Genomic DNA, 23073 nt, shown 5'->3' with positions numbered 1-23073 from the left:
GCCATGGCCGGATGGACAAGGAGGCCGCCATCCGGCGCTTCACCCGTCGCTTCGTGCATCCGCCGAACCTCGCCAACGCCGAACAGCGTCTGCTTGAAGACCTCTCGGTTTGGATGGGCCGCCCCTCGCTCTACATCCCCCTGTCGCGCGACCTGTTTGATCCAACGGGCCAATGTCGGCGTCAGGACATCAGCTTCCCACCTTCAACGTGCTGGTCAGGCCGCGCAGGCAGGCCAGGATCGACAGCGGGGTGATCTTGCCCGTGCGCGGGTTTTCCTCGCTCGGGACGTTCTCGATGGTCATGGTCAGCCGGGCGCTGGCGGCCTCCACCCGGATGGTGTGGGTGTTGCGGGTCACGTTGGTGTCCGCCCAGATCTCCACCATGGTGCGTTCCGGCCCGATGCCCGCCAGGGCCAGCGCGGCGGCGACGTTCACATTGGCCGGGAAACCCTGCGCGGCGTCGTAGGCATTGCCCTTGAACACCAGCGTCGGCGTGGTGATGGCCGTCACGTCGATGCCTTGCTGGTCGAGGTAGGGTGCGCCGACCAGGCCGCGCGGCGGCTTGCGGGTCTCGATCGTCACCGTCGCCACCTCGCCCTCCGCCGCCGCCCGCACGGCATCGAGGCCCAGCAGCGCGCCGGTCGGCACGATGATGCGCGCGCCGGTCGCCCGGGCGCGTTCAATCAGGTGCATGCGCGGCAGCAGCGCGCCGACGCTGGAGGGCACGAAGATGCGGCCGGCCTCGATGGCGGCGATGGCGATCTGCTCGAACACCGCGGCCGGCGCCGCCTCCACCACCACATCGGCGAGGCGGGCGAGGTCCGGCAGGGCCACCAGCTCCGGCGGGTTGCGGAAGCCGGCGATGTTGGCGCGGGCCTTGGCCTGGTCGCGCCCCGCGACGGCGACCAGGCGCAGCCCCTCCACCCCCTGGTCCAGCGTGCGCGCCAGATGCAGCCCGATGGCGCCGAGCCCGCCGATGCCGACCGTGAGTTCGCGTGCCATGTCCCGATCCCCTGAATTGCGAGGCCCGCCGGTAGCATGCGGGGCGGCTTGCCGGGAGAGGCTTCGGGCGTGACACTCGCCGCCATCCACGAAGGAAGGCCCCCGATGCCTGACCAGATGCCCGACCCGATGCCCGAGCCGCTGTTCGACGCGCTGATCGCCCGCGCCGGCCTGACCCTGACGCCGGACCAGCGGGCCAGCATCCACGCCGCCTCCCGCCACCTGGCCGCCGCCACCGACCGGCTGCGGCCGCAGGGCGGCGTCGAGGTCGAGCCGGCCACCGTCTTCGCGCCGAGGGGCCCGCGCGCATGAGCGATCTGCCCATGAGCCTGGCCGAGGCCGCGCGGCTGATCGCGGCGCGAAAAGTCTCGCCGGTGGAACTGGCGGAGATCGCGCTGGAGAAGGCCGAGCGCCGCAACCCGGACCTGCACGCCTTCATCCGCCTGACGCCGGAGGTGGCGCGCACCCAGGCGCAGGCCGCCGAGGCGCGGCAGATGCAGGGCGGGCTGCTCGGCCCGCTGGATGGCATTCCGATCGGGCACAAGGACATCTACGAAACCGCCGGCATCCCCACCACCGGCCACTCCCGCATCCTGGAACACCACGTGCCCCAGCGGGATGCCGCCACGGTGCGCGCCTGGGGCGGCGGCGGCGCGGTGATGGTGGGCAAGACGGCGACGCATGAATTCGCCTGGGGCGGCCCCTCCTTCGACCTGCCCTGGCCGCCGGCGCGCAACCCCTGGGACACCACGCGCTTCACCGGCGGGTCCTCCACCGGCAGCGCCGCGGCGCTGGCGGCGGGCATCGTGCTGGGCGCCACGGGCAGCGATACCGGCGGTTCGATCCGGGGCCCGGCCGGGCTGTGCGGCCTGGCCGGCATCAAGCCGACCTTCGGCCTGTGCAGCCGCGTCGGCATCCTGCCGCTGGCCTACAGCCTGGACACCGCCGGACCTCTGGCCTGGGCCACGGAGGATTGCGCGCTGCTGCTGCAGGCGATGGCCGGGCACGACCCGGAGGACCCATCCTCCGCCGATCGTCCAGCACCGGACCTGCTCAGCGGCTTGTCCGGTGGCGTGAAGGGCCTGCGGATCGGTGTCATCCGGCATTTCCACGAGCGTGACGTGGTCGCCTCCGCCGCCGTCCGCACCGGCGTGGACCACCTGGCGGATGTGCTGCGCACCGAGGGTGCGACGGTGCGCGACGTGACCTTGCCGCCGCTGATGGATTTCAACGCCGTCGGCTGGGTGATCCTGATGTCGGAGGCGCTGGCGGTGCATGAGCCCTGGCTGCGCGCCCGCTTCAGCGAATACGGCGAGTTCCTGCGCGAAAGGCTGGCGCTGGCGTCCCTGGTCTCGGCCACGGACTTCATCCAGGCGCAGCGGAGGCGGCGGGAGCTGACGGCGGCGGTGACGGCGGCGATGCAGGAATGCGACCTGCTGCTGACCGCGGCGCAGGTGGCCGAGGCCCCGGTGATCGAGACCGTGGGCAAGTTCGCCAGCCTGGAATCCCCCGGCCTGACCATCCCCTTCAACCTGACCGGCCAGCCGGCGATGACGGTCTGCGCCGGGTTCGGGGAGGGTGGCCTGCCCGTCGGCGCCCAGATCATCGGCCGGCCCTTCGAGGATGCGCTGGTGCTGCGCGCCGGCCACGCCTTCGAACGCGCGACGTCCTGGCGGGCGAGGCGGGCCGAGTAGAAACTCAGGGCAGTACCAGGTCCCCCGCCTGCAACCCGCTGCGGATCTCGACGCCGTCCGGCGTGTTGATGCCCAGCACCACGGGCACGACCTGGTCCTGCCCGCCGCGGCGCACCCGGACCACGCGGCCGGCGCCGAAATCCTGCACGACATGCGGCGGCACCACCAGCGCGTCCGGCTTGTCGTAGGTGATGATGGACAGGCTGGCGGACATGCCGACCGCCAGTTGCCGGCGCTGGTCCTCCGCCAGGTTCTCCACCGCCACCACCACCGGGAAGGTCGGCATGCCGGTGCGGGAGGAGGCTTCGCCGCCGGCCTGCGCCGCGACGCTGGTGACGCGGCCTTCCAGCACCAGCCCGCCGAAGGCATCGCCGGTGACGCTGACCTTCTGGCCGACGCGGACGTTGTTCACGTCGATCTCGTCCACCATCGCCCGCACCCGGAAGCTTTCCAGCGCGCCGAGGGTGAACATGGTCTGGCCGCGCTGCACGCGCGACCCGGCCTCGATGGTCTCCGCCCGCCGTCCGCCCGCGCCCTCGGGCGGCATCAGCACCACGCCGGAGACCGGCGCCAGCACGGTGGCGTTGGCGACATCCGATTCCAGTTCGCGCACCTTGGCCTCGGCATTCAGGTGTTCGAGTTCGGCGACGCGCAGCGTCTGCGGGTCGCCGCGCGCCAGCGTCGCCTCCAGGTCGTTCTCCGCCGCCTGCACCTGCAATTGCTGGTTCCGCTGCTGCTGCACCAGGGCGCGGTGTTCATCCGCCGCGATGATGCCGCGCGACAGCAGCATGCGGGTCTGCGCCGCCCGCGCCGCGATGTCGGCGGCTTCCAGCCGGGCCGCGGCCAGCGTGCGGCGGGCGCGCGCCACCTCGAAGCCGGTTTCCCAGCCGCGAAGTTCCGCGACGCGCTGGCGGGCGCGGATCTCGGCGCTGCGGGCATCGCGCAGCCGCACCTCGACCTCGCCCAGGTTCAGCCGCAGCAGCGGCGCACCGCGTTCCACCTGGCCGCCGTACTGGAACAGCCTTTCCTGCACCAGCCCGTCGAACGGCCCGACGACGCTGACCAGCGACCCCGCATCCAGCATCCCCACCACCGCGATGCGGGAGGTGACCGGACGCGGCGAGACGGCGATGGGCTGCGCGCCGTCCGAGCTTTGCACGTCGCCGCCCCAGCCGGAGGGCATCGGCAGCCAGGCATAGGCCCCGGTCGCCAGCAGCAGCGCGGCGACGCCCGCGGCACCGGCCAGCCGCGCCAGCCGCACGCGGCGCGCGACGAGCTGCGCCCGCACCGCGCCCTGTTCCAGTTGCAGGTAGGCGGTCTGCAACTTGCGATGCTGGTCGGCGAGATCACGGCTGAGCGCCGCCTCGGCCTCGGCCAGCCGCTCCGTCTCCGTCACGTCGGTGAGGCTGGCGGTGACGCCGAGCCGCCCCTGCTGCGGGCCGATGCGCATGCGATAGGCGCGGCTGGCCACCGAGATGCGCCGCCCGGCGAAGACCACGGTCCGGCGCGGCACCGGCGCCTCCTGGCCGATCGGCGCCAGGATCGCATCCAGCAGGTCGTCCGCCGAGCCATCCTCCGGCAGCAGCGATTGCAGCGTGGCGCCGGCAGCGGCGTCCGGCCGGGTGCCCAGCATCGCGGCGGCGGCGCCGTTGATGGCGGTGACGGCACCGTCGCTGCGCAGCGTCAGCACGCCATCCGTCAGCCCATCCATCGCCGCGCGGAAATCGAGGTCCAGCCGGTCATGCGTCGCGCGGAGTTCGTCCTCCGACGTCGCGAGGCGCGCATGCGCCGCGTCCAGCTCCAGCATCCGCCGGCGCAGCTCCAGCTCCGTCACCACCCGCGCCGCCAGCAGCCCGAGACCCTCGAGCTGCGCCGGCGCCAGGTCGCGCGGCACCACGTCGACGACGCAGAGCGTGCCGAGCGCGAAACCGTCCCCGGAGATCAGCGGCGCGCCGGCATAGAAGCGCAGGAAGGGATGGCCGGTGACGGTGGGATAATCCGCGTAGCGAGGATGCGCGGCCAGGTCCGGCACCACCAGCAGGTGGCGCGCCTTGATGGTGTCGTTGCAGAGGGCGTGCCCGCGGGCGCAGGTCAGCAGCGCGGCGTCGAAGCCGTGCGCTGCCTTCAGCCATTGCCGCCCGGCATCCAGCAGCGCGACATAGGCCATCGGGCAGCCGGTCAGCGCCGCCGCCAGCCGCGCCACATCGTCGAAGGCGGCCTCCGGCGGCGTGTCGAGGATGGCGTAGCGTTCGAGCGCCGCGAGGCGCGCGGCTTCGGGCGAGGCGGCGCCGTCCATCAGGGCTCGTTCAGGCTGATGCGCCAGGTCTCGAGCGTGGTGCCGAGCACCTGGTCCATCGCCGTCAGCGCGTTGAGATAGGCGATCACCGCGGCGAGTTCCGCGCTTTCCGCCTGCTGCAGCGCGGTCTGGAAGGACACCACCTGGAAGTTGCTGGACCGCCCGGCCTGGAGCTTGATCAGTTCGGCCGAAAGCTGTTCCGCCGTCAGCTGCCGCGCGCGGGCGGCAAGCTGCGCCTGGCGGCGCTGCGCCTCGATGGTGCGGACAGCGTTCTCGGTCTGGGCACGCACCGTGTCGCGCGCCTGTTCGGCGGCGACTTCCGATTGCCGCAGCGCGACGGTCGCGTTGACCTCCTGCTGTTCGCGCGACAGCACGCCGATCGGGATGTTGACGCGGAGCCCGATGTTGAAGTCGGACCGCACGGTGGACAGCGCGCCGATGGTGTCCAGCACCTGGGACCGCAACGCCTGCTGCCCGGTGCTGGCGACGATGGAGACATCCCAGAGCCGCTGGTTGCGCGCGATGTCGAGGTTGATGCGGTTCACCTCGATCGCCAGCATGGTGGACAGGAAGCCCGGCTGCTTCGCGTAGGCCGTGGCCAGCGCCCGGTCCAGGTCGATGCGCACGGCAGGTGCCGCCGGCCGCTCGCTGGCCCAGACCGGGGAGGCCGGGTCGATGCCCATCAGCACCAGCAGCGACAGCCGGGCCGCATTGGCCGCGTTCTGCGCGCCGATCAACTGCAACTCCTGCTGCGCGATGCTGGCCTCGGACTGGATGAGTTCCACCTGCGCCAGGCGGCCGGCCGAGATCAGCGCGCGGTTCACCTCCACCAGCTCGCGTGCGCGGCGCAGGCTGTCGCCGGCGATGCGCAGCTGTTCCTGGCTTTGCAGCAGCGCGCGGTAGGCGACGATGATCTGCGAGATCTGGTCGATGACCTGCGCCTGCAACCGCAGCTTGGCACCCTGTTCCGAGATGCGGGCGATGCGGCGGGGTGCCATCGCGTAGTCGATGCCGCCGCCGGCCAGCAGCGGCTGTTCCACCTGGAAGCCGATCTGGGACGGCGCCTGCGGCGTCTGGCCGCGCACGTTGGTCTGCGTCGCCAGCCAGGACATGGTGAAGCGCGCGCCCGTCGGCGTGTCCACGCTGACCACCGGGCCGAGGCCGGCCTGGGTCACGTTGACCCCGGCATTGCGGCTGCGGCCGATGTCGCCGGCGATGCTGAGCCGTGGCGCGAAGCTGTTTTCCGCGACGCGGAGCGCGAAGCGGTCGGCGATGCGTTGCAGGTAGTCGCCGCGGATGCCGCGGTTGTTGCGCAGGCCGAGGAACACCGCCTCCGGCAGGGTCAGGGCGACGGAGCCTTCGGGGGGGCGTGGCGTGGCGCTGCGGGCCGGTTGTGCCGCGGCGGGTCCGGCCAGCAGCACCAGCAGCACGCCGAGGCCCGCAACAACGCGAATTCCCACCTTGAGGCCCCTCCTGACTGCCCGGCTCAACCAGGGGGCGAGTATCACATCGCCTGGGTCTGGGCAGCAATGCGGCGCTCAACAGGAATACAAAGGTACTCCCTATGGCGCGTATTGAAGGTATCCGAATTGTCGCAGTAGTGGAAAGCGTGCAGCTTGCCATTCGTCAGGGCGCCAACAAGGCCTGCCCGGAGAGAGGAAGCGCATCATGCGTATCGTGACGAAACTGGCCACCGCGGCACTGGCCCTGGCGGCGGTGACGGCAACCGGCGCCAGCGCCCAGGCGCATGAGTGGAACCAGTCGGCCCGCACCTGGCACCACTCCTCGGTGCAGGTCTGCCGCCTGCGGCTGGAAAGCATCGTCCAGGACAACCCGGGCCAGCCGCTTCGCGTCGTCATCACCAACACCAGCCATACCCGGTTGCGCTACGATGTCAGCATCGAGGTCCAGCGCGGCGGCGGCCAGGGCACCGCCCTGACCCAGATCCGCGTGGACAACGCCAATGCCGGCGAGCGCTCGACCGCCACCAGCCTGTCGGCCATCAGCGGCTCCATGCAGGGCAGCCGCGTGACGCTGCGCGTCACCTCCTGCTCGATCCGGACCTGACCATCCGCACCGGGCCGAAGCCCTCTCCCCCCGCCTGGGGGGGAGAGGGTTGGGTGAGGGGGGCAGCACAGGCCTGCCGCGCCCTCGCCGGTGTGTCTGCCCTGCTGCTGGCCGCCTGCGGCACGCCGGCGGTGCTGACCGCGCCGCCGATCTCCGCCAGCATGGAGCCCGCCGCCGCCCTGCCGGTGCCCGCCATCGCCGAGCCGACCGGGGAGGCGCCGATCAGCCTGCCCGACCCGGACGCTACTCCGCCCGCAGCGCCTCGATCGGATCGAGGCGGGATGCCATGACGGCGGGGTAGAAGCCGAAGAAGATGCCGACGGCGACGGACACGCCGGCACCGAGCGGTGCCGCGGTGGGCGAGATCACGAACTCCCACCCCGAAAGCCAGGCGAAGGCCCAGGCGCCGGCGATGCCGAGGAAGATGCCGAGGACGCCGCCGGTCACCGACAGCAGCACCGCCTCCGCCAGGAACAGCGTGCGGATGTCGCCGGGCTCGGCCCCGATCGCCAGCCGCACGCCGATCTCCCGTCGCCGCTCCGCGATGGAGACCAGCATGATGTTCATCACGCCGACGCCGCCGAGCGCCAGCGCGATGGCGCCCACCGCGCCGAGCAGCAGGGTGAACAGCTGCATCTGGCTCTGCATGCCGGCGATGAGCTGCCGCGCGGATTGCACGGACAGCACGGCGTCGCGCAGTTTCGGCGCGAAGTAGCGCTCGATCTGCGCCGTCGTCTGGTCCGCATCCGCCTCCGGCCGCATCCGCGCGATGGCCATGGACAAGGCGGGGTTGGACATGATGCGGCGGACATTGGGGATGGAGACGAACAGCGTGCTGTCGATGTCGACCGGCATCATCGGGCTTTGCAGCACCGGGTCGAGAATGCCGATGACGGCGAAGACATAGCGCCCGATCCGCAGGTTCGAGCCCACGCGCAGCGGCGCGTAGGGCGTGGACAACTGCCGCGCCAGGCCATCGCCGACCACCGCATACAGCTCGTAGCGGTCGAGGTCCGAGATGAAGCGCCCGCCCTGCATGCGCAGGCGGGAGACGCGCGCGAAGGCGGCCGTGACGCCGAGATGCGATCCGTTGCCGACCTGCCCCTCATGCCCCACGCTGCCGCCGCCGATGACGAAGGGCGCGATCTCCGCCACCATCGGCACCTCCCGCGGCACGGCTTCCACATCGGCCAGTTGGAAACTGCCCATGCCGGTGGTGCCATCGACGCGCAGTGTCAGGATGTCCGTGCCGAGCTGGCGGAACTGCCGCACCGTCTCGTTGCGCGCGATGGCGCCGACATTGAGCATGGCGATGACGGCGGCGGCGCCGATGACGATGCCGAGCAGCGCCAGCGCCGATCGCTGGCGGGACGCCAGCAGATTGGCGGCGGCCTCGGCGATCACACGCCTCAGCATTCGGACAGCACCCCATTGGCCAGCACCACCTGGCGTTCGCATTGCGCGGCGACGCCCGGGTCGTGGGTGATGATCAGGATCAGCACGCCGTATTCGCGCTTCAGCTCCAGGAACAGCTCCATGATCTCCTGGCTCACCTTCGGGTCGAGCGCGCCGGTCGGCTCGTCCGCCAGGATGACGCGGGGTTCGCCGACCAGGGCACGGGCGATGGCGACGCGCTGCTTCTGGCCGCCGGACAGCATCGCCGGCATGTGTTCCGTCCGCTCGCCGAGGCCGACGCGTTCCAGCATGGCGATGGCGCGCGCCCGTGCCTCGCCCTCCGGCGTGCCGCGATACATCAGCGGCAGCGCCACGTTGCGCCAGGCGTTCAGCCGCGGCAGCAGGAAGAAGGACTGGAAGACGAAGCCGATGAGGCGGTTGCGCAGGCGCGAAAGCTCGCGCGCCTCCGCGCGCAGCACGTCCTGGCCATCGATGCGGTACTGGCCGCTGGTCGGCTTGTCGAGCAGGCCGATGATGTTCATCAGCGTGGTCTTGCCCGACCCCGACCCGCCCATGATGGAGACGAGCTGCCCGGCCGCCACCGTCAGCGACAGGTGCCGCAGGATGTGCATCTCGCCCGGGCCGACCCTGAAGGACCGGCCGATATCCACCAGTTCCAGCATGAGGGCGCTACGGCCGGGGTCGGCGGGGCAGGGGTGCCGCGCCGTCCGGCCGCGACATGCTCAGCGGCAGTTGTTGACGGCGACCGTCGGGCGACCGCTGCCGGCGGGTGCGTCGTAGGTCACGGTGACGGTGCCCATGTTGATGTTGCCGTTGGTGCCGTTGCCGAAGCGGATGGTCTGGCTGGCATTCGGGCCCAGCGCGATGCCGGCGAGCTGTGGGCTGAACAGGGTGACGGTGTGGCCGAAGCCGGCGAAGTTCAGCTGCGCCGTCAGCGCGGCGGGCGTGCCGTTGCGGATCTGCACGAAGTATTCGTAGCGGTTGCCGCCCAGGCCCGTCTGGTACACCGAGTCGATGAAGACGCGGCCGCGGCAGGTGGCGGACTGCGCCTCGGCGGGGGCCGGCGCCAGCGCCAGCAGGGGGGCGACGGCGAGGCCGGCCACCAGGGTGCGGCGGGCCAGGGTGCGGGCGGCGGAGGTCAGGCGGGTCATCTCGGCGGTTCCTTGCGATGGGAGGGTGCGGGTGCCGCCCTCCGACACAGGGAGAGTAGGACGCAATTTTGTTTGCCTCCAGGTTGAATGACCTTTGGCGGCCATAGGCCCGGGTTTAACTTTCGCGCATCAGCGCCGCGGCTCGGCGGCCGGCCAGATCCAGGGCTGCACGCGCAGCACCGGGATGCGGGCCAGCGCCAGGGTGCGGTCCTCCAGCGTCACCGGCACCTCGATCTCGGTGGCGCCGGCGGCGTTGGGGCGGGCCATCAGCGGCAGCATGATGCGCGCGGTACCGGCGGCGCGGCGGCCGACCAGCCCGGCATCGGCCAGGGCCTGCAACGCCTCGTTCGCGCCGGTCACGCGCAGGCTGCCGGCCCCCATCGGTTGCAGCGCCTCGTCCAGCGCCAGCGTCGCCGCCGCCGCCACCTGCGCCGGGCCCCACTGCACCGCCAGGCGCGACAATTCGAAGGAGCCACCGCCGTCGCGCCAGGCTTCCGCGCGCCGCGCGGGCACGCGGCCGGGCGGCACCGGGCCGCTCAGCGCCGCCTCCGCCGCCAGGGATTCGATGCGGCGGCCGAAGACCGGGTTGGCCGCGCCCGGGGGCATCGGCAGGTCGATCGCGGCGGCCTCCAGGCTCAGTTGCAGCGCCGCTTCGTCATCCGTGGCGGTGGCGGTGGCGGCGGCGGAAAACCGCAGGCTCGCCACCTCCATCGGCCCGGCGGGGGTGGCGAGCCGCAGGCGCCCGGCCAGCACCACCGCCTCGCGCGGCGGCGTGTCGGCTTCGAGCGGGACCAGCGCCACAAGTTCATCCGCCGCGAAGCGCCACTCCGCGCCGTCCAGGCGCAGCCGCTGCGCGCCGGGCATCTCCACCCGCAGCTGGTTCAGGCGCGGCAGGGTGACGCGCAGCACGACGCGCTCCGCCTCCAGCGCCACGCCGCCCGGCAGGGTCGCCGCGCCACCCTCCAGCCGTACCGCGCCGAGGCTGAGGGTGGCGGAGAACGGCCAGCCGCCGCGGACCGGCGGCGCGTGTTCCACGCGCCAGCCCTGCGCGCGCCGGATCTCCACCCAGGTGGCCAGCCCGGCCTCCAACTGCCCCGCCATGATGCGCCACAGCACCGCATGGCCGGCACCCAGCGCCAGCACCGCCAGCAGGGCGCCGAGCGCCAGGCGCGGCCCGATCGGCCGCCGCCGCGGCCCTCGCTTGGGGCCACCACTGGGGCCAGAGCTCTTCATTTCCATTCCGCCCGCAGCTATAGCCCGAAGCGACCCGCCCGTGCAGACCTTCTCCTCCCTCGCAGTTCGCGAAATCCCGGTACCGCTGCATGACGGCGCGCTGTGGGTGTTCGGCTATGGCTCGCTGATCTGGCGGCCGGGTTTCGCGCATGAGGGCAGCCATCCGGCGCTGCTCAGCGGGTTCCATCGCCGCTTCTGCCTGTGGTCGCACCGCTACCGCGGCACGCCGGAAGCCCCGGGGCTGGTGCTGGGGCTGGATCGCGGCGGCGCCTGTCGCGGCGTGCTGTTCCGCGTGCCGGGTGCCGCGGCGGCCGAGGTGCTGCGCTACCTCGATGACCGCGAACTGCCGGATGGGGCGGAGGTGGTGTACCACCGCCGGGTGCTGCGGGTGCGCCGGCTGGATGCGCCGCGGCACGGCCCCGGTGCCGGCACGGTGCCGGCGGTCACCTATGTCGCGAACCGGGACTGCCGGCTTTAGGTGCGGTCGCTGGATACCGCCGCGGCGGCGGCGGCGATCGGCCGCGGCGTCGGCCAGATGGGTGCCAATCGCGACTACCTGCTGAACACCATCCAGCATCTGGCGGAGATGGGCGTCCGCGATGCCGGCCTGGCGCGGATCGCCGCGCTGCTGCCCGCCCCGGCGCAGGCCGGCCCACAGATCTCCGCAGATTAATCCACCGTTCGCGGCCCAGCGTCGCGACCAGCGGAAGCGCGGGGACAAGGCGGAAGCCGATCCACGGCTGGTGGCGAAGGGCGGTCAACAAATTCATTGATATCAGTGACTTGCCCGAGTTCCAGACAAGCGGCGGCGCAACAACAACATAAACCCCGATGCCGGATTCAGCGGCAGAACAGGGACTTGGCTGGCGCGGCTGCCGCGCTACGGCAGAGTCAGTCCACAGATTTATCCACAGCGGGCTGACCTGTTGGAATCGCAGCGATTGGCCCGGCCTGCGGCTCCGCCATCAGGCGGTCGGTCTCTCCCTCGATCTGCGTCTCCAGCGCCGTCAGAAGGCGTGCCCGGTTCAGGCCGGGCGGCAGCGCTGGCAGCACGGAGATGCGGATCATGCCCGGACGCTTGATGAAATGGCGCCGGCCCCAGACCCGCCCGCTGTCGGTCGCCACCGGCACCACCGGCGCCCCGGTGCCGGCGGCGATGGCGACCACGCCCGGCTGGTAGCTGACGCGCTGGCCGACCGGGGTGCGTGTGCCTTCCGGGAAGATCACCACCTGGCGGCCGGCGGCGACGCGGGCGGTGGCGGCGCGCAGCATGTTGCGCAACGCCGCGCCACCCCCTTCGCGGTCCACCGGAATCATGCCGGCCTTGCGCGCGTGCCAGCCATACAGCGGGATGCGCAGCAATTCCTTCTTCATCACATAGGCCGGCTCCTCCAGCAGGCTGAGCCAGATGATGGTGTCGAAGGCCGATTGGTGCTTCGCCGCGATCACCACGCCGCCGGGCGGCAGGTTCTCCCATCCGCGGATCTCGACCGTCACGCCCACGGACCAGCGCAGTGCCCAGATCACCCAACGTGCCCACAGCTTGGTCATCCACAGGGTGGACCGGCGCGACATCGGCAGGGTCGGGATGGTGGCGATCGAGACCACGGCGGTGATGCCGAAGAACAGCAGGTTGAACAGCAGGGACCTGGCCCAGAGCATCGCCCGGCTCATGGACGTACCCGGCGCGGCAGGTTGGAAATCCAGGGCGTCGACGTCATGGCAGGGCCTGCTCCTTCGCCGGCAGGAAGCGCGTGAGTCCGGCCGCCGCCGCCACATACTTCAGATACTCGCCGGGCAGCAGGGTCCATCGCCGCATCGCCGAGACCTCCCTGGCGCGGGGCGGCGCCTCCGCATCCGCGCGCAGCGCCGCCGGCGTGACGGGGTGCGGCACCAGCCGCAGGCCGGGTGCGGCCCGGCGCAACTCCAGCAGCGCGCGCGGCATGTGGTAGCCGGCGGTGACGACGCGGATGGAGGCGATGCGCTGCGCCCGCGCGTAGTCCGCGACCTCCGCCGCGTTGCCGCGCGTGGTAGCGGCGATGCGGCCGAGGATGACCCGGCCTTCCAGCGCCGCCGGGGCGCGGCCATGCGCGCGGGCCAGCTCCGCCAGGGTCAGGTCGGTATTGGCGCCGGAGACCAGCAGGCGCGGCGCCAGCCCGGCCTCCAGCAGGCGCAGCGCCGTCTCCACGCGGTCCGATCCGCCGGTCAGCACCACGATCGCATCCGTCGGACGCTCCGGGGCCGCCACCGGCGCCGCGGCCTGCGACAGGAAGCCGAGGAAGCCGGCGCCGAGCGCCAGCAGCGCCAGCACCGACGCGGCCAGGCCGAGCCGCAGGAAGCGCCTCACGGCAGTTGCCGCAGCCAGCGCCGCACCGTGGCCTGGGCGGTGCCCCAGCCGACCAGGTAGGCAACCGGCGGCAGCGCCAGCAGGCCGAGCCAGGGCAGCCCCGCCAGGCTGTCCATCCGCCCCTCCGCGCCCACCCAGGGCCCGGCGAGGTTCGCCAGCAGCCCGAGCGCCGGCACCGCACCCAGCGTGCCGGCCAGCGCGCCGGCGGCGGCCAGCAGGCCGAGCCGGCGGGCGAAGCGGCCGGCGATGTCGCGGTCCCGCGCGCCAAGGCCGTGCAGCACCTCGATGGCGTTGCGGCGCGATGCCAGGCCGGCCCGCGTCGCCACCGCCACCACCGCGGCGGCGACCACCGCGACCAGCAGCAGCACGCCGAGCGCCATCGCCTGGAGGCTGCGTGCCAGCGCCGCCAGCCGTTGCACCCAAAGCCCATGCGCCTCAACCAATGCGCCGGGCACCAGGCCGGACAGGCGGTCGCCGATCAGCACCGGGTCGGTCAGCGCGCTGCGCAGGCGGAGCTCGATGACGCCGGGCACCGCCAGCGCCGGCGCATCGCCCAGCCAGGGGCGCAGCAGCGCGGCCAGGCGCTCGGGCGGCATCGCGCTGGCCTCCGCCACCTCCGGCATGGCGCGCAGCGCCGCCAGCGCGCGCTCGGTCCGGGCCGGGTCGGAATCCGGGATCTGCACGGTGACGGCGGCGGCGGCGCCACGCTGCCAGCGCTCCGCGAGGCCCGCGGCGCCCTGCGCCCCGGCCAAGGCGAGGGCGGCCAGCAGCGCCATGGCGGCGACCAGGCCGGGCAGCAGCAGGCCGGACAGCGCCCGGCGCAGGCCGAGCGGGTCGCGCGAGTAGCGGCGGCGCCTAGCCATCCGGCTGTTCCTCCGCATCCGCCTGGTCCAGTCCGCGCGCGGCGTCGAGGTCGTGGAGGCGGCCGTCCCGCAGCAGCAGGGAGGGTGCCGGGAAGCGGGCGACCAGATCCTCGTCATGGGTCGCCACCACCACGGTGGTGCCGAGGCGGTTCATCTCCCGCAGCAGGGCCAGCAGGCGGCGGGCCTGGTGGGTATCGAGGTTGCCGGTGGGCTCGTCCGCCACCAGCAGGGCCGGGCGGTGCACCACGGCGCGGGCGATGGCGATGCGCTGCTGCTCGCCGCCTGAGAGTTCCGGCGGCAGCGCGTCGGCCCGGTTGCCGAGGCCGACCCAGCGCAGCATTTCCGTCACGTCGCCGCGCAGCGTGCCCTCCGGCTGCCCGGCGAGCCGCAGCGGCAGCGCGACATTGTCGAAGGCCGACAGGTAGGGCAACAATCGAAAGTCCTGGAACACCACGCCGATGCGGCGGCGCACCGGCGGCAGGGCGGCGCGCCTGGCCTGGGCGGTGCGCAGGCCGAGCACCTCGACCTCGCCGCGCGTCGGCCGCAGCGCCAGGTGCATCAGGCGCAGCACCGAGGATTTGCCCGCCCCGGAGGGGCCGAGCAGCCAGGTGAAGGACCCCTGGGGCAGGGCGAAGGTCACGTCGACCAGCGCCTCCGGCCCCCAGGACCCACTATGCGGGCCGCCGCCCGGGTAGCGGAGACCGACCGCTTCGAAGCGAACCATGGCGGGGTGTGTGCCACGCGCCGGGCGCGGCGCCAAATTGCTGCGCGCCGGGCGCGGCGCCAAATTGCTGCGCGCCGGGCGCGGCACCAAATTGCGCGCTGCTGATGCAACCGTGCGGGGCGGAACGCCGGTTCACGGCTGGACGCGGCCGACGCGGCGCTTCAAAACTGTGTCTGCATGCGAATTTCCTGTCCAAAATGCGACGCCGCCTATGAGGTGCCCGATACGGCGCTTGCCACAGGGCCGCGCCGGCTGCGCTGCGCCCGTTGCGGGCACCAGTTCCAGGCGGCCCTGCCGGGGGCGGCGGCCCTGCCCGGCGTGGCGACCGGGCCTGGGGCGGCAGCCGGGCGCGCCGAGCCGTCCTCCGCCGCCGGCAGCGCGCCGGCCGCGGCGGATCTGCTGCGGGCGAAGCTCGCCACGGCACCGGCCCCGCCGCTGCCGAGCCCCCCCCCGCGCCTCGCCGAAAAGATGGCGGCGGACAAGCCGCCGGCACCCAGGCCCGCCGCCGAGCCTCCGCCGGCCCCCACGCTGCCACCGATTCCCGAGACCCGCGCGCAGGGCCGGCTGCGCGATGCGCCGGCCAGCCCGCCGGACCGCTTCACCCTGGTCGGCTGGCTGCTGACCATCGCGGTGCTGGCGGGCGCGGGCTACGCCGCCTACGCCTACCAGGCCGAGATCGTCGCCGCCTGGCCGCCGGCGCTCCGGGTCTATGCGCTGCTCGGCCTGACCTGAACCGGCTTGTGCATCACACCGGCGCCGGCAGGCCGCCATGCGCGGCGGACCAGGCGAAGGGGTCGGCGAGGTAGCGGCGCAGTTCGGCCAGCGTCGCGGGCGGCCAGGTGCCGCGCGCCTCGGCCTCCGGCAGCACATCCTCCCAGGTCGCGAGCGCGAACAGGCTGGCGCCGATATCGGCGATGTCGGTCACCACGCGATCGAAGATGCCCCATTTGAACAGCACGAAGATCGTCGTCACCTCCGCCCCCGCGCGCGCCAGGGCGCGGCTGTAGCCGGCCTTGCTGCGGCCATCGGTGGTGACGTCGCTGACCAGCAGCGTGCGCGCGCCGGGCCGCAGCGCGCCCTCGATATGCGCGTCCGCGCCGAAGCCCTGCGCGCGCCGCCGCACCGTGACGAAGGGCAGGTGAAAGCGCTCGGCCAGCATGGCGCCGATGGCGATGCCGCCCTGTTCCGTGGCGGCCACGGCATCGAAGCCGTCGAAGCCCACTTCCTCCAGGATGCGCGCCTCCGCGCCATCCAGCAGCGCGCGGCGGGCGAGGGGAAGCGACAGGGCGCGCGGCATGTCCAGGTAGGCCGGGCTGGCCCAGCCGGAGGACAGCATGAAGGGCCGGTCGGGCCGCAGCAGGATGCTGCCCGTGTCCAGCAGGATGCGCGCCGTGCGTCGGCCGATGGCCTTCCGGTCCAGGCTCATCGGCCCAAAGCCTCCGCGCCCGTCAGCAACAGCGCCTGCAGCACCGCGGCGCCGGCGAGGAAGTCGGAAAACTCCATCGCCTCGCGCGGGTTGTGGCTGCCGTGCTCGTTGCGCACGAACACCATGCCGGCGGGCACGCCGGCGCCCGCAAAAATCGCCGCATCGTGGCCGGCGCCGCTGGCGAGCGTCTCATGCGGCATGCCCGCAGCCGCACAGAGACGCTGGGCGTGGGTCAACAAACGAAAGTCCATCACCGCCGGCGGGGTGCGCACCGCCGGGCCGAGTTCGATCCGCACGCGGCGCTCGCGCGCGATCTCGGCCGCCTCGGCCTCGGCCAGTTCCAGGAAATCGTCCAGGGTGCGCTCGCTTTCGCTGCGGTATTCCAGGGTGAAGCGCACCTCGCCGGGCACGCGCGTCATCGCATGCTCGCGCGGGTCCGTCGTGAAGATGCCGAAGGTCATCACCAGGTCCTCGCCGCGTTCCAGCAGGGTGCGCCAGCTGGCATCGAGGCGCATGGCGAGGTCGGCCGCGCCCAGCACCGCATCGCGCCGCAGCCAGCGCGGCACCGCGCCGGAATGGGCGGCCTCGCCCACGCAGCGCGCCGCCGGGTGGCGGTGGTTGCCACGGATGCCGGAGACCAGGCCCACCGGCACGCCGCGCGCCACCATCACCGGCCCCTGCTCGATATGCAGTTCGACGAAATGCGAGAGCCGCGCCGGGTCCAGCAGCCTGGTGCCGCGCGCGATCGCCTCGGTGTCCGCACCCTCGCCCTGCATGGCGTCGCGCAGCAGCAGGGAGGAGTCCTGCAGGCAGGGCAGGTCGAGCCAGCGCGGGTCGAAGCTGCCGAACAGGGCGGAGGAGCCGAGATAGGGCCGCCCGAACCAGGCGCTTTCCTCGCCGCGCATCACCAGCAGCAGCAATGTGCGCGGCCGCGGCCCGGCGCGCTGCGCCGCCAGCAGGGCGAGCAGCCCGGCGATGACGCCTGCCGCACCGTCGAAATTGCCGCCCTGCGGCACGCTGTCCAGGTGCGAGCCGCAGGCGGCGGCGGGCAGGGTGGGATCGGTGCCGGGCAGGCTGATCCGCAGGTTCGCGGCGGCGTCCCAATCCGTGGCGAGCCCGGCCCGTTCGGCCACCGCCTCGATCCGCCGCATCGCCGCGGTTTCCGCCAGGCCATAGGTCTGCCGCGTGATGCCGACGCCGTCATGGTCCGCCGCGCGCAATTCCTCGAACAGGCGCTGCGCGAGCTCGGCGAGGTCCGGCGCGATGGGCGGGATCGCGCCCTGTTGGGGCAGGTCCATGGCGGATGCTCGCGCAGGCCTGTCGGCGCCGCAAGCCTCGGCCCTTGGCATCGCCGTCGCGGCGCCCCACCATCGACAGGCATTGGCCCGGGCAGCGCATGGACACCGACGACTTCCTCATCCTCCGCGCCGGCGAGGCCGACGGCCTGGTCACCCCGGCCGAGGCGCTCGACGCCATCGAGGCTGCCTGGCGCGAGCACGGCACGGCACGACAGGTGCTGTCCCGGCCCGCGGCCCTGTCGCTCGCCACGCCGGCTGCCGGATTCTCGGTGAAGGGCGCCGTGCTGGCGGAGGACGGGCTGGCCGGCTTCCGCATCCTGTCGCGCGGCACGAATGCCCGGGACTGGATCTGGCTCGCGGATCTGGAGGGCCGGCCGCTGGCGCTGATCGAGGCGTCCTGGCTGCGCGCGCTGCGGACCGCCACGACGGCGGCGCTGGCGGCGCGGATGCTGGCGACGCCGGGCGTGACAACGGCCGCGCTGATCGGCGCCGGGCGCATCGCGGCGCAACTGCCGGCGGTGCTGGCGGAGGCGCTGCCCGGCCTCGCCGCGCTGCACGTCGCGTCGCGGCGGCCGGAGGCGGTGGCGGAATTCTGCGCGGCGCACCAGGCCAAGATGGCGCTGCACCCCGCGGACAGCGCGGCGGCGGCGGCTGCGCAGTCCGACATCGTCATCACGCTGAGCGGCGCCACCACGCCCCTGCTGCACGCCGCCGATCTGCGCCCCGGCGCCACCGTCGTCGCGCTGGGGGAGGCCGATGTGGCGGCGGATGTGCTGACCGGCTGGGCGCAGCGCTTCGTGGTGGACAGCGACGATTTCGCCGCGGCGGGCGGCAACCTCGGCGCCTGGATCGCTGCCGGCGCGGTGACGGCGGAGGCGCTGGCGCAGCGGCTCGGCACCGACCTCGGCCTGGTCGCGGCGGGGCTGGCGACGGGGCGGGAGAAGCCGGGGCAGAATGTGCTGGCGGTGCTGCAGGGCATGGCGACGGGCGACCTGGCGCTGGCCGGCATCGCCTGGCGCAAGGCGCGGTTGCGGCGGCTCGGCCTGCGCTTCCCGCTCGGCGAGGCCGCCGCCACCCGCTTCCGCGGCCCGACCCCGCGGCGCAACCGCAGCCTGCGATAGGATCCATGGATACCGGGCCAGCGGATTTCCCGGTTGCGGAACGCGCGGCGCGGGTGCTGGACAGCGCGCCGGTCGGGCGGCGCTACCACCGCCTGCTGCTGGACGCGCCGGATCTTTCGGCGCGCAGCCGGCCCGGCCAGTTCTTTCACCTGCTGTGCCGCGATGCGGGTGGCCAGGGGCCGTATCTGCGGCGGCCGATGAGCATCTGGCGCTGCGGGCCGGACCAGCCGCTCGGCTTCCTGTTCCATGTGAAGGGGCGCGGCACGGCGGCGCTGGCGGCGCTGCGGGCGGGGGATCGGCTCTCGATGGTCGGGCCGCTCGGCCAGGGGTTCGTGCTCGCGCCGGACTGGCGGCGCATCCTGATCCTGGCGCGCGGCGTCGGCCTCGCCACGCTGGCGCCGCTGACGGAGGCCGCGGCGGCGCGGGGCATCGCGGTGCGGGCGGTGCTGTCGGCGCAGGACCCCGCGGACCTGATGCAGGCGGAATTCGCCGGCGCATCGGGTGCCGCCATCACCGCCGTCTTCGACAGCGACGGCGGCAGCGCCGTGCCGGCGGTGGAGGCGCTGCTACGCCAGGACGTCGCGCAGGCGCGGCCGGATGCGGTGTTCACCTGCGGCTCCAACCGGCTGTTCATGCTGCTGCAGAGGCTGGCGGCGGAACAGGGGATTCCGGGGCAGATCGCGCTGGAACAGCAGATGGGCTGCGGCCTCGGCATGTGCTTCTGCTGCGTGCGGCAGGTCCGGGGCGAGGACGGCACCGTGCAGAACCTGCGCGTCTGCACCGAGGGCCCGGTCTTCGACCTCCAGGCGGCGCTGGCGTGGTAGAACTGGCCGTCCGCATCGGTCGGCTGACGCTGGCCAATCCGGTGATGCCGGCGTCGGGCACTTTCGGGCCGGAACTGGCCCAGGTTTTCGACCTCGACGCGCTCGGTGCGTTGGTGACGAAATCCGTCACGCCGCAGCCGCGCGCGGGCAATCCGCTGCCGCGGCTGTGCGAGACCGAGGCGGGCGTGCTGAATTCCATCGGCATCCCCGGCAAGGGGCTCGACCATTTCCTGGCACATGCGGTGCCGGAGTGGCGGCGCTTCCGGCCGCCGCTGGTGGTCTCGCTGTCCGCCGACACCGTCGCGGCTTTCGCGCAGGCCGCCGCGCGCATCGCCGCCACGCCCGGCATCGCCGCCATCGAGGCCAACATCTCCTGCCCCAATCTGGAGGAGGATGGCCGCGCCTTCGCCATGCATCCCGAAAGCGCCGCCGCCGCGATCGCCGCGATGCGCGCCGCCTGCGACCTGCCGATCTGGGCCAAGCTGTCGCCCAACACCGCCGATATCGCCGCCGTCGCGCAAGCCGTGGAGGCGGCGGGGGCCGAGGCGGTGGTGGTCGCCAACACGATTTTGGGAATTGCCATCGACATCGAGAAGATGATCCCGAAGCTGGGGGCAGGGATGGGCGGGTTCTCCGGCCCGGCCTTCAAGCCGATCGCGCTGCGCCTGGTCTGGCAATGCGCGCAGGCGGTGCGGATTCCCGTCATCGGCGTCGGCGGCATTGCGACGGCCGCGGATGCAGTGGAGTTCCTGATGGCCGGCGCCACCGCCGTGCAGGTCGGCACCGCCAGCTTCGTCAGCCCGAACGCCATGCCCGAGGTGCTGGCGGGGCTCTCGGCCTTCTGCACCCGCAAGGGATTTGGCCGCGTCTCGGACCTGACCGGCCTGGCGCTGCCGGGGCGGCGGCACGCGGCCGAATAGCGCCGCCGATTGCCGCGCGGCGACGGCCCACCCTATGCTGGCCGGAAAGGGGAGCGAAGACTGATGCCCACGGTGCGCGAGGCGACGCTGGACCTGCTGCGCTCGCTGGGCGTCACCACGGTGTTCGGCAACCCGGGCTCCACCGAACTGCCCTTCCTGGATCGCTGGCCGGCGGATTTCCGCTACGTGCTCGGCCTGCAGGAAGCCTGCGTCGTCGGGATGGCGGATGGCTATGCGCGGGCGACCGGCATGGCGGCCTTCGTCAACCTGCATTCGGCGGCGGGCGTCGGCCACGCCCTGGGCAATGTCTTCACGGCGCATCGCAACCAGGCGCCGATGGTCATCACCGCCGGCCAGCAGGTGCGCGCGCTGCTGCCGAACCAGCCCTTCCTCGGCGCGACGGAGGCCGCTGCCTTCCCGCGCCCCTATGTGAAGTTCAGCATCGAGCCGGCGCGGGCGGAAGACGTGCCCGCCGCCATCGCCCAGGCCTTCCGGATCGCGATGCGGAAGCCCTGCGGCCCGACCTTCGTCTCGATCCCGGCGGATGACTGGTCGGCGCAGTGCGAGGTGCCGCAGGCGCGCGTTCTTTCGCCGGACAGTGCGCCCGACCCGGCGCTGATCGACCAGGCGGCGCGGGCCATCGCGGCGGCGCGCCGCCCGGTGCTGGTGATCGGGCCGGAGGTGGACCAGGAAGGCGTCGGCCCCGCGATGGTGGCGCTGGCGGAGCACATCGGCGCGCCGGTGCTCACCAGCCCCTTCTGCGCCCGCCTCGCCTTCCCCGAGGACCACCCGCTGTTCGCCGGCTTCCTGGCCGCCGCGCCGCAGGCGGTGTCCGAGGCGCTGGCACCCCATGACTGCGTGCTGGTGGTCGGCGCCCCCGTCTTCACCTTCCACGTCGCCGGCGTCTTCCGCAGCGACGTGCCGATCTTCCACCTGACCACCGACGAGGCGACCGCCGCCTCCGCCCCCGCCGGCACCAGCATCCTCGGCAGCCTGCGGTTTGCCATCCCGGCGCTGCACGCGGCGATGCCGGAAGTGTCCCGCGCGCCGCCGCCGCGACGTCAACCAGCCGCGCCGCCGATTCGGAAAGATCCGATCCCAGCGGCTTTCCTGCTGGCCCGGCTGCACGCGGCGATGCCCGCGGATGCGATCCTGGTCGAGGAAGCGCCGTCCCACCGCCCCGCCATGCAGGCACAGATGCCGCGCACGCGCTGGGGCAGCTTCTTCACCATGGCCAGCGGCGGGTTGGGCTATTCGCTGCCGGCGGCCATCGGGGTGGCGCTGGCCAAGCCGGAACAACGCGTGGTCTGCCTGATCGGCGACGGGTCGATGATGTATTCGCCGCAGGCGCTGTGGACCGCCGTGCAGCACGGCCTGAAGGTCACCACCGTGGTCATCAACAACGGCGGCTACGGCGCCATGCGATCGATCGGCCAGGCGATGCAGGTGCGGGACGTGCCGGGGATCGACCTGCCGGGGCTCGACTTCGTGCAGATCGCCTGCGGCATGGGCTGCCCGGCGATCCGCGTCTCCGACCCTGGCTTGCTGGACGCGGCGCTGCGCGAGGCCTGCCAAGCGCCGGGACCGATGCTGGTGGAGGTCGTGGTCGATGCCGCGATCCCCACCCTCTACCACAAGGCCTGACCAACGGGCCGCAGGGAGCAACGCCATGCCGATCAGCCGCCGCCTCCTCCTCGCATCCGCCACCCTCGCCACGCCGGCGCTTGCGCAGGCCTGGCCCTCGCGGCCGGTGCGGCTCATCGTGCCGTTCCCGCCGGGCGGGCTGGTGGATGTGCTGGCGCGCAGCATTTCCCAGCGGCTCACGGAACGGCTGGGCCAGCCGGTGGTGGTGGAGAACCGGGCCGGCGCGGGCGGCAACATCGGCGCCGATGCGGCGGCGAAATCGGCGCCGGATGGCTACACGCTGCTGGCGAGTTCGCTCGGCCCGGTCGCGGTGAACCAGTTCATCTACCGCAGCATGCCCTTCGACACGCAGACCGCCTTCGCGCCCATCGTGCTGCTGGCCAGCACGCCGAAGGTGCTGTGCGTCGGCGCCACGAAGCCGTGGCGGACCGTGCAGCAGGTGGTGGAGGCCGCGAAGGCGCGGCCGGGCGTACTGACGGGCGGGTCCGCCGGCCCCGGCACCAGCCTTCATCTGGCGCTGGAGCTGTTCAAGCGCACCACCGGCACGGACATCCAGCATGTGCCCTACCGCGGCGCGGCCATGGCCATCACGGACCTGATTGCCGGGCAGATCGACCTGGTGATCGACAACCTGCCCAACATCCTCGGCCAGATCACCGGAGGACAGGTGCGGGCGCTGGCCGCCGCGACGCCGCAGCGGCTGCCGCAACTGCCGGACGTGCCGACGATGGGGGAGGCCGGCATCGACCTGGTCTTCGGCACCGCCTTCGGCATGGTGGCCCCGGCCGGCACGCCGGAGCCCATCATCCGGCGACTGGCGGAGGAGATCACGCTGGCGCTGCGCGACCCCGCCATCGGCGGCCGGCTGGCGCAGCAGGGGGCGGTGCTCGGCGGCGGCTCGCCGGAGGCATTCGCCGCCCTCATCGCGCGGGAGAAGGCGGTGCTGGAACCGGTGATCCGTGCCGCCGGGATCACCGCTCAATAGCAGCGTCGGCGCGTCGCAGCGTCCCAGATGAGGAGCGACTTGCGGCCGCCGCAGGCGGCCGA

General features: G+C 73.1%; 25 protein-coding genes. 12 read left to right on the top strand and 13 right to left on the bottom strand.

The window, feature by feature from the left end; all coding sequences use genetic code 11:
- Positions 1 to 189: 189 nt before the first annotated feature.
- Positions 190 to 1002: an aspartate dehydrogenase gene (locus tag ACFHPP_RS17195; protein ID WP_437164467.1), complete on the bottom strand. Its 813-nt coding sequence runs from the start codon at positions 1000 to 1002 to the stop codon at positions 190 to 192.
- A gap of 105 nt (positions 1003 to 1107) precedes the next feature.
- Here ACFHPP_RS17195 and ACFHPP_RS17190 point away from each other — a divergent pair, with 105 nt between their 5' ends.
- Complete coding sequence (locus ACFHPP_RS17190) at positions 1108 to 1314, top strand: hypothetical protein (RefSeq protein WP_437164466.1); 207 nt, start codon at positions 1108 to 1110, stop codon at positions 1312 to 1314.
- A complete protein-coding gene (locus ACFHPP_RS17185; RefSeq protein WP_437164465.1) occupies positions 1311 to 2696 on the top strand; it encodes an amidase in 1386 nt (461 codons plus the stop codon). The genes ACFHPP_RS17190 and ACFHPP_RS17185 overlap by 4 nt, the downstream gene beginning before the upstream one ends.
- 4 nt (positions 2697 to 2700) lie before the next feature.
- Here ACFHPP_RS17185 and ACFHPP_RS17180 read toward each other — a convergent pair whose 3' ends face one another.
- Together ACFHPP_RS17180 and ACFHPP_RS17175 are read right to left on the bottom strand one after the other, a co-directional pair.
- Complete coding sequence (locus ACFHPP_RS17180) at positions 2701 to 4992, bottom strand: HlyD family efflux transporter periplasmic adaptor subunit (RefSeq protein ID WP_437164464.1); 2292 nt, start codon at positions 4990 to 4992, stop codon at positions 2701 to 2703.
- Entirely contained in the window at positions 4992 to 6452 is a 1461-nt protein-coding gene (locus tag ACFHPP_RS17175) for a TolC family protein (RefSeq protein ID WP_437164463.1), read from the bottom strand. The genes ACFHPP_RS17180 and ACFHPP_RS17175 overlap by 1 nt, the downstream gene beginning before the upstream one ends.
- 208 nt (positions 6453 to 6660) lie before the next feature.
- On the opposite strand from ACFHPP_RS17175, the gene ACFHPP_RS17170 reads away from it, so the two are divergent.
- Positions 6661 to 7059, top strand: a complete 399-nt coding sequence (locus tag ACFHPP_RS17170; protein ID WP_437164462.1) for a hypothetical protein — start codon at positions 6661 to 6663, stop codon at positions 7057 to 7059.
- A 53-nt stretch (positions 7060 to 7112) separates the two neighbouring features.
- On the top strand, positions 7113 to 7349 hold the full coding sequence (locus ACFHPP_RS17165) for a hypothetical protein (RefSeq protein ID WP_437164461.1): 237 nt from the start codon (positions 7113 to 7115) through the stop codon (positions 7347 to 7349).
- Here the strand turns inward: ACFHPP_RS17165 and ACFHPP_RS17160 are convergent.
- The 4 genes from ACFHPP_RS17160 to ACFHPP_RS17145 all read right to left on the bottom strand — a co-directional run bounded on the left by ACFHPP_RS17160 (position 7303) and on the right by ACFHPP_RS17145 (position 10859).
- Complete coding sequence (locus ACFHPP_RS17160) at positions 7303 to 8475, bottom strand: ABC transporter permease (protein ID WP_437164460.1); 1173 nt, start codon at positions 8473 to 8475, stop codon at positions 7303 to 7305. The genes ACFHPP_RS17165 and ACFHPP_RS17160 overlap by 47 nt on opposite strands.
- On the bottom strand, positions 8469 to 9137 hold the full coding sequence (locus ACFHPP_RS17155; protein ID WP_437164459.1) for an ABC transporter ATP-binding protein: 669 nt from the start codon (positions 9135 to 9137) through the stop codon (positions 8469 to 8471). The genes ACFHPP_RS17160 and ACFHPP_RS17155 overlap by 7 nt, the downstream gene beginning before the upstream one ends.
- Positions 9138 to 9197: 60 nt before the next feature.
- Positions 9198 to 9626 carry a hypothetical protein gene (locus ACFHPP_RS17150; RefSeq protein ID WP_437164458.1) on the bottom strand — a complete coding sequence of 143 codons (429 nt, stop codon included), beginning with the start codon at positions 9624 to 9626 and terminating at the stop codon, positions 9198 to 9200.
- 129 nt (positions 9627 to 9755) lie between these two features.
- Positions 9756 to 10859, bottom strand: coding sequence for a DUF2125 domain-containing protein (locus ACFHPP_RS17145; RefSeq protein WP_437164457.1), 1104 nt, complete (start codon positions 10857 to 10859; stop codon positions 9756 to 9758).
- A 40-nt stretch (positions 10860 to 10899) separates the two neighbouring features.
- On the opposite strand from ACFHPP_RS17145, the gene ACFHPP_RS17140 reads away from it, so the two are divergent.
- Positions 10900 to 11337, top strand: coding sequence for a gamma-glutamylcyclotransferase (locus ACFHPP_RS17140; RefSeq protein ID WP_437164456.1), 438 nt, complete (start codon positions 10900 to 10902; stop codon positions 11335 to 11337).
- Positions 11338 to 11532: a hypothetical protein gene (locus tag ACFHPP_RS17135; RefSeq protein ID WP_437164455.1), complete on the top strand. Its 195-nt coding sequence runs from the start codon at positions 11338 to 11340 to the stop codon at positions 11530 to 11532.
- Between the two features lie 218 nt (positions 11533 to 11750).
- Here ACFHPP_RS17135 and ACFHPP_RS17130 read toward each other — a convergent pair whose 3' ends face one another.
- Genes ACFHPP_RS17130 through ACFHPP_RS17115 form a run of 4 tightly spaced genes read right to left on the bottom strand, consistent with a single transcriptional unit; the run spans position 11751 to position 14793 of the window.
- Positions 11751 to 12521: a lysophospholipid acyltransferase family protein gene (locus ACFHPP_RS17130; protein ID WP_437164454.1), complete on the bottom strand. Its 771-nt coding sequence runs from the start codon at positions 12519 to 12521 to the stop codon at positions 11751 to 11753.
- A gap of 55 nt (positions 12522 to 12576) precedes the next feature.
- Positions 12577 to 13206 (bottom strand): YdcF family protein, encoded by a 630-nt coding sequence (locus ACFHPP_RS17125; protein WP_437164453.1) that lies wholly within the window; start codon positions 13204 to 13206, stop codon positions 12577 to 12579.
- On the bottom strand, positions 13203 to 14069 hold the full coding sequence (locus ACFHPP_RS17120) for a cell division protein FtsX (RefSeq protein WP_437164452.1): 867 nt from the start codon (positions 14067 to 14069) through the stop codon (positions 13203 to 13205). The genes ACFHPP_RS17125 and ACFHPP_RS17120 overlap by 4 nt, the downstream gene beginning before the upstream one ends.
- The gene (locus ACFHPP_RS17115) at positions 14062 to 14793 is read right to left on the bottom strand and encodes a cell division ATP-binding protein FtsE (protein WP_437164451.1); all 732 of its coding nucleotides are present in this window, start codon (positions 14791 to 14793) and stop codon (positions 14062 to 14064) included. Before ACFHPP_RS17115 ends, ACFHPP_RS17120 begins: the two co-directional genes overlap by 8 nt.
- A gap of 177 nt (positions 14794 to 14970) precedes the next feature.
- Between ACFHPP_RS17115 and ACFHPP_RS17110 the strand changes: the two genes are divergently transcribed.
- The gene (locus tag ACFHPP_RS17110; protein ID WP_437164450.1) at positions 14971 to 15525 is read left to right on the top strand and encodes a zinc-ribbon domain-containing protein; all 555 of its coding nucleotides are present in this window, start codon (positions 14971 to 14973) and stop codon (positions 15523 to 15525) included.
- 13 nt (positions 15526 to 15538) lie between these two features.
- Here the strand turns inward: ACFHPP_RS17110 and ACFHPP_RS17105 are convergent, their stop codons facing one another.
- Complete coding sequence (locus ACFHPP_RS17105; protein ID WP_437164449.1) at positions 15539 to 16219, bottom strand: orotate phosphoribosyltransferase; 681 nt, start codon at positions 16217 to 16219, stop codon at positions 15539 to 15541.
- Positions 16216 to 17517: a hydantoinase/carbamoylase family amidase gene (locus ACFHPP_RS17100; protein WP_437164448.1), complete on the bottom strand. Its 1302-nt coding sequence runs from the start codon at positions 17515 to 17517 to the stop codon at positions 16216 to 16218. The genes ACFHPP_RS17105 and ACFHPP_RS17100 overlap by 4 nt, the downstream gene beginning before the upstream one ends.
- 98 nt (positions 17518 to 17615) lie before the next feature.
- Between ACFHPP_RS17100 and ACFHPP_RS17095 the strand changes: the two genes are divergently transcribed.
- From ACFHPP_RS17095 to ACFHPP_RS17075, 5 genes are all read left to right on the top strand, one after another.
- Positions 17616 to 18638 carry a hypothetical protein gene (locus tag ACFHPP_RS17095; RefSeq protein ID WP_437164447.1) on the top strand — a complete coding sequence of 341 codons (1023 nt, stop codon included), beginning with the start codon at positions 17616 to 17618 and terminating at the stop codon, positions 18636 to 18638.
- Positions 18639 to 18643: 5 nt separating this feature from the next.
- On the top strand, positions 18644 to 19462 hold the full coding sequence (locus tag ACFHPP_RS17090) for a dihydroorotate dehydrogenase electron transfer subunit (RefSeq protein ID WP_437164446.1): 819 nt from the start codon (positions 18644 to 18646) through the stop codon (positions 19460 to 19462).
- Positions 19456 to 20382, top strand: coding sequence for a dihydroorotate dehydrogenase (locus tag ACFHPP_RS17085; protein WP_437164445.1), 927 nt, complete (start codon positions 19456 to 19458; stop codon positions 20380 to 20382). The genes ACFHPP_RS17090 and ACFHPP_RS17085 overlap by 7 nt, the downstream gene beginning before the upstream one ends.
- Positions 20383 to 20445: 63 nt before the next feature.
- Positions 20446 to 22026 carry a benzoylformate decarboxylase gene (gene mdlC, locus ACFHPP_RS17080; protein ID WP_437164444.1) on the top strand — a complete coding sequence of 527 codons (1581 nt, stop codon included), beginning with the start codon at positions 20446 to 20448 and terminating at the stop codon, positions 22024 to 22026.
- A 25-nt stretch (positions 22027 to 22051) separates the two neighbouring features.
- Positions 22052 to 23011: a Bug family tripartite tricarboxylate transporter substrate binding protein gene (locus ACFHPP_RS17075; protein WP_437164443.1), complete on the top strand. Its 960-nt coding sequence runs from the start codon at positions 22052 to 22054 to the stop codon at positions 23009 to 23011.
- The last annotated feature ends 62 nt before the right edge of the window (positions 23012 to 23073 follow it).

Source organism: Falsiroseomonas sp. E2-1-a20, from assembly GCF_051433195.1.
GTDB lineage: Bacteria > Pseudomonadota > Alphaproteobacteria > Acetobacterales > Acetobacteraceae > Falsiroseomonas.
Note: the sequence above shows the minus strand (reverse complement) of the source record. Positions and strands in the feature narration are given on the sequence as shown.